The sequence below is a fragment of the Moorena sp. SIO4A5 genome (genome assembly GCF_010672005.1).
Lineage (GTDB): Bacteria > Cyanobacteriota > Cyanobacteriia > Cyanobacteriales > Coleofasciculaceae > Moorena.
This window is the reverse complement of sequence record NZ_JAAHHZ010000290.1, coordinates 1-5,822: the sequence shown is the minus strand read 5'-3', so window position 1 is coordinate 5,822 and position 5,822 is coordinate 1. Positions and strand designations below refer to the sequence as shown.

3 protein-coding genes are annotated in these 5,822 nt (G+C 42.5%); 2 read left to right on the top strand and 1 reads right to left on the bottom strand.

Annotated elements, in window-relative coordinates:
• Window positions 1-436: S-layer homology domain-containing protein (locus F6K57_RS35250; protein ID WP_293072637.1), on the bottom strand; the 436-nt coding region annotated here is incomplete at its 3' end.
• A gap of 698 nt (window positions 437-1,134) precedes the next feature.
• Here F6K57_RS35250 and F6K57_RS35245 point away from each other — a divergent pair.
• Together F6K57_RS35245 and F6K57_RS35240 are read left to right on the top strand one after the other, a co-directional pair.
• Window positions 1,135-5,451 carry an NACHT domain-containing protein gene (locus F6K57_RS35245; RefSeq protein ID WP_293072635.1) on the top strand — a complete coding sequence of 1,439 codons (4,317 nt, stop codon included), beginning with the start codon at window positions 1,135-1,137 and terminating at the stop codon, window positions 5,449-5,451.
• A gap of 146 nt (window positions 5,452-5,597) precedes the next feature.
• Window positions 5,598-5,774, top strand: a complete 177-nt coding sequence (locus tag F6K57_RS35240) for a hypothetical protein (RefSeq protein ID WP_293072633.1) — start codon at window positions 5,598-5,600, stop codon at window positions 5,772-5,774.
• Window positions 5,775-5,822 lie beyond the last annotated feature (48 nt).

The following is a 5,822-nucleotide window of genomic DNA, read 5'->3' as shown; positions in this document are numbered from 1 at the left end:
GGGGACGATTGCCACGATAGCTACCATCAGGATATCCTGCCATACAACCGTAGCGCTCTACGATAGATTGTAAGGCTTGGAATGCCCAATCTGTGGGCTGGACATCCGATAACTGGGATACTGATGTGACTTGAGCCATCGGATCATCTGTCTGTTCGATATTGGGTTCGATATGGGGAGTTAGTTCATGGTCAAACCCTTGTGTACTTGTTGGTAATTCCGTTATTGGTGATCCTGGTAACAACTGGTCAACAGGTGTCACCTGCTCCATGACTTCCACAGAGATGGGGGGAAGTAACTCTACTGCTATGGATAATTCCTGGGCGGTTGTTGACTTTGGTTGAGATTCATTGGCTAGACCATTGGGAGTTAGTAGAAAGGCTGCAGCGATCGCAGCTGGAGTTACATGGGGTAAGCTCCAAGTAAGTTTGAGCATTGGGAACGATAGTTGACTACTCACACCGAAAACATTGATATAATGGCGCAAATTTCAGCAATTTGCCCAGTAGGATGATGGTAACAAGGGTGTTTTCTTAGATTAGGCTCAAAGGGGAAGTGTCGGAAGTGTGGGGGGAGAGGAGAAGTAGTTTTCGAGGCTTAAAAATATCTTTAAATATAGTTTTGATGATTATTATCCTACTTCCTGTTCTGTTGACAATAACGATAGACAGACATCAGCCATTTTGGTAAAATTATATTGCTAAATTAAACACTTCTGGCGGTAAAGCTAGCAGGGTAAGCTCATCTAATTTTCTATAAATTGTAACTGAAAAAAATCTGATTAAACCAATTTTTATTGAAATTGGAAAAAATCGAGGTCAAAATAAGTACCTTTGTTCTACTCAATCGCTGAACTTTCAAGGTACTTTGAGCAAAAAAGAATAAACCGTTGCGATTCGGTAAAGCCGACGCTTGACTTCGCCACACTCCGTGAACGCGAACGCCATTAGGATTTTTCAGATTTATCAAATCACATTCTCAATAATCTCAAAATTATTGAGAATGGAGGCAGCTTATTGACATGGCCGCAGCAGATTTTAGGTTTGTGATACTATAAAATAACTTTCATCTGTAGTTTGTGATACGAATTTAGATGAGCTGACTCTGGTAAAGCTAGTTATCCCCACCACACCCATGTTCATAATTGACGACATCATTAGTGCCATTGTCTCTTTAGGTGTTACTCAGGTAACAGACAAGCTGAATCGCCAAGAAACCGTTGTCAAACTCTTAACAAAATTCAAGCTCAAACCTGATGCACCACCCAAGAATTTTGAAGGTGTTTATGTCTACACCCTAATTGAATACGGTGTAGGGAAACCAGAACCATTCCTTAAGCTGTTGCGACAGGCAAACGTAAAAAAAGCATTCAGGACTGCTTTTGAACAGGATAACCCAAGTCTATGGTTAGATGTAGCTCAAGACTATCTCCAGAATGAGGATTTGGCGGATAAAATTATAGCACTAGGTCTTGATTATCGCCGCGAGTTGGCTGAATTTAGTGCCCTGTTTATCGACATTGCCAAACGTTCCCGTACACCACTAGAAGTAATAGGTGACCATCAGCGAAAAAATTTCCAGCAAAGTTTACAAAGAATACTAGAAAAACCTAATAGCTTAGTAGAAATAAGTGATCAAGGTCTTTTATCCCGAACTCAACCGAGAGAATCAGTTTTAGCCGAACAGATGAGAGGTTGGTTTAAAGCACTTAGCTATGAGATGGAAAATTACCAAGTCTGGGGAGATGATTATTTTGAGTGGATTATTAACATTCCTGCACGGCGGGGCTATGACCGCATTTTAGTACGAGGGATACAGGGAGAAGCAGAAGTTAGTGACTTAGAAGCACTGCGTCAATCAGTAGAAGCACAAAGCACTGATGAAGGGTGGCTGGTAACCAGTCGCCGCATTAGCAAAGCAGCAAGGGAGCAGGTACAGCAACGAGAAAACCGCTATCTATTTTGCTATACCTTTGATGAACTTCTCGATGAAACAGCAGATTTTAGTGGTTACATTGATTGGTTAGAAGCAGAGGTAAAAAGCCGAGGCATTGACCAGATGTATGTGCCTCTGGCTTGTACTAAAGAAGAATTTCATCCAGCCACTAAACACCTAGTCGCTGTCAGTCACTATGAATCAGAGGATGGTTGGATTGATGGCTATATTGACCGTTGGCTTGATGACCCAGCAAAGGAACATATTTCAGTGCTGGGGGAATTTGGTATGGGAAAAACTTGGTTTGCTTTTCACTATGCCTGGAGTGCTGTGCAACGTTATAAAACTGCAAAAGCTAGGGGAAGAGAACGTCCTCGTCTGCCTTTAGTAATTACGCTGCGGGATTATGCTAGAGCTTTGGATGTAAAAAATGTGCTAGCGGGTTTCTTCTTTAGTCAACACAACCTCCGGATCAACAGCAATGTGTTTGAACAACTCAACCGCATGGGGAAACTGTTAATTATCTTTGATGGTTTTGATGAGATGGCAGCCAAAGTTGATCGTCAGCGGATGATAAACAATTTTTGGGAATTGGCACGGGTGGTCGTTCCCAATTCTAAGGTTATTCTTACCTGTCGCACTGAGCATTTTCCTGAAGCTAAAGAAGGTCGTGCTTTACTGAATGCCGAATTGCAAGCATCCACAGCTAAACTGACTGGAGAAAAACCCCAATTTGAAGTACTAAAATTAGAGAAGTTTAATGATGACCAAATCCGAAAAGTGCTGTCATTCCAAGCTAAACCGGAAACGGTTCAGAAAGTGATGGGAAATACTCAACTGTTAGATTTAGCTCGTCGTCCGGTGATGATTGAGTTAATTTTGGAAGCCTTACCGGAAATTGAGGCTGGTAAACCTGTGGATATTTCCCGCATTTATCTCTATGCAACACGCCGGAAGATGGAGCGGGATATTAAAAGCGATCGCACTTTTACCTCAATGGCAGATAAGCTCTATTTCCTGTGCGAGTTGTCTTGGGAAATGTTGTCTACTGACAAAATGAAGCTTAATTATCGATTGTTCCCCGACAGAATTCGGCGGTTGTTTGGGAGGGTGGTACAGGAGCAAAAGGATTTAGACCACTGGCATTATGACATGATGGGGCAAACCATGCTAATTCGTGATGAATTAGGTGATTATACTCCAGCCCATCGTTCTTTGTTGGAGTTTTTTGTCGCGTTTAAGTTAGCTGCGGAGTTGGGAGTCTTGGCAGCTGATTTGGCAGAAATTGCTGATGTGTCCAGGTTTGAGGCTCAGGTGGATTTGCCCAGTACCTTTGGTAAAGCACCTTTGGCTAAGGCGGTGTTGGATTTGCTGGTTCCCATGCTTGAGGCTGGGGAGGGTACCAAGGAAAGTTTGTTAGAGGTTGTGAGGGGAACGAGGGGTAAGACTGAGGAGGAAGTTGGTTATGTGGGAGGGAATGCGGCAACCTTGTTGTTGAAGGCACAGCCATCGGCGTTGGAAGGTTGTGATTTGAGTGGTTGTATGGTTTTGGGTGGGGATTTTGTTGGTGCTAGTTTAACAGAGGTGAATTTTGCTGGGGCAAATCTGGCTCATTCCCTGTTTAATAAAGTCTTTAGTACAGTTTTTTCTGTTGCCTTTCACCCCAATGGTGAGATTTTTGCCACAAGCGATCGCCTTGGAGACATTCGCTTATGGCGAGTAGCTGATTGTAAGCCAATCGCGCTTTTTCAAGAACACACGGATTGGATTCAGTCAATTGCTTTTAGTGCAGATGGTAAGATTATCGCTAGTGGTAGCGGTGACAGAACCGTTAAAATCTGGGATGTGCAAACTCAACAGTGTCTACACACTCTTAGAGGACATACTAATGGAATTTGGTCAATTGCTTTAAATTCAGAGCGTCAGATTATAGCTAGTGGTAGCGATGACAAAACTATCAAGCTTTGGAACATCAAAACTGGTCAATGTCTGAGAACTTTGGCAGGACATACTGAGCGAGTCAGAGCGGTGGATATTAGTCCTGATGGTAAAAGGATTGCTAGTGGATCTTATGACTGCAATATCAAACTTTGGGATGCTGAGAGTGGAGAATGCCTAAAAACCTGGCATGGTCATACGGATCGACTTCATTCCGTAGCTTTCAGCCCAGATGGCAAAACTATATGTAGTACTGCTGGTAAACAAGATCCTACTATTAAGTTGTGGGACATCGATACAGGTCAATGTCTTAAAACTTGGCAAGGTCATCGTGGTCGAATATTATCAGTAGTTTTTAGCCGTGATGGTGATAGTATAGTAAGTGGTGGTGCAGATCACACTTTGAAAGTATGGGCTTTTGACCAGGAAGAATGTATCCAAACTTTCACAGGACACAACCTGGAGGTTTTTTCAGTTGATATTAGCCTCGATGGAAAAACTTTATTGAGTAGCAGTGCCGATCAAAAAGTAAAGTTATGGAGTATTAAGCAGCAAGAATGTTTGCATACCTTACAGGGGTATAGTGACTCGGTAAAATCAGTAGCTATTAGTCCTAACGGTAAGATACTCGCTAGTAGTGGTTATGACCATAGAATTAAGGTTTGGGATCTAAGCACGGGAGAATGCATTAATACTCTTCAAGGACATACTTTAGGGGTTTATTCCTTAGTTTTCAGCCCCGATGGTATAACTCTAGCCAGCAGCAGCGATGATACAACTATAAAGTTATGGAATATTAGTACTGGAGAAGTACTAAAAACCTTTCAGGAGAGTACCGCTGGTTTCTACAACATAGCACCCGCAATCGCCATCAGTCCTGATGGTATGACCCTAGCTAGTGGTAGTAGGGATAAAACCCTAAAGCTATGGAATCTAAGCACTGGAAAAGTGCTCAAAACCCTGGAGGGGCACGCTGCTCCCCTAAGATCAGTAGCATTTAGTCCTGATGGTACAACTATTGCCAGTAGCAGTGAGGACAAAGCAGTAAGACTATGGAATATTAATACTGGAGACTGTTTTCAAACCTTGTTGGGTCACACGAAGCGAGTATTTTCAGTAGCATTTAGCCCTGACGGCACAATTATTGCCAGTAGCAGTCAAGATAAAACTATTAAGTTGTGGGATATCCAAACTGGAGAATGTCTGCGAACGTTTCAAGGTGATAGTGGTTGGTTCTGGTCTGTGGTCTTCAGTCCTGATGGCAAAACTATTGCCAGTAGCGGTCATGAAGCAACTGTAAAACTTTGGGATGTACGAACTGGACAATCTTTGAAAACTCTAAACGGTCATACTAGCATAATTTTTGGATTAGCTATCAGTTGTGATGGCACTATTATTGCCAGTGGCAGCTTAGATGAAACTATTAAAATCTGGGACATTCAAACAGGCGAATGCATCAAAACCCTCAGCAACAAACCCTACACCAACATGAAAATCACTGGAATCCAAGGTTTAACGGACTTAGAAAAAGCAACCCTGAAAGCATTAGGGGCAGTAGAAAGGAATTATAGACATTGAAGTATAGTTATGGAAAGGGTAATAGTTAATAAGCAACAGCATATCTGGTCACAAAAATATGTTTTAAATTTTACTTCGACTGCTATAAAATTAAACTTTAAACCTTAAACCTTAAACCTTAAACCTTAAACCTTAAACCTCCAACCTTGGCCTTTGGCCACGCTACGCGAACAACCTTGGCCTTTTGGCCTTTAGGCCACGCTACGCGAACGGCCACGCTACGCGAACAACCTCCAACCTCCAACCTCAACCCTCAACCGAATAAACCCTTCCTTTCCAAGCACCACCCCTTCCTTGCCAATGTCGCCATGCTGAATCTATAGTCATTAGGGTATAGAGCAACCCGATCCCAGGTAAGCAAAATCCCAGCA

Excerpts from the sequence above, each read along its gene's own strand:
- F6K57_RS35245 (WP_293072635.1), top strand. The coding sequence starts at position 1,135 with ATGTTCATAATTGACGACATCATTAGTGCCATTGTCTCTTTAGGTGTT.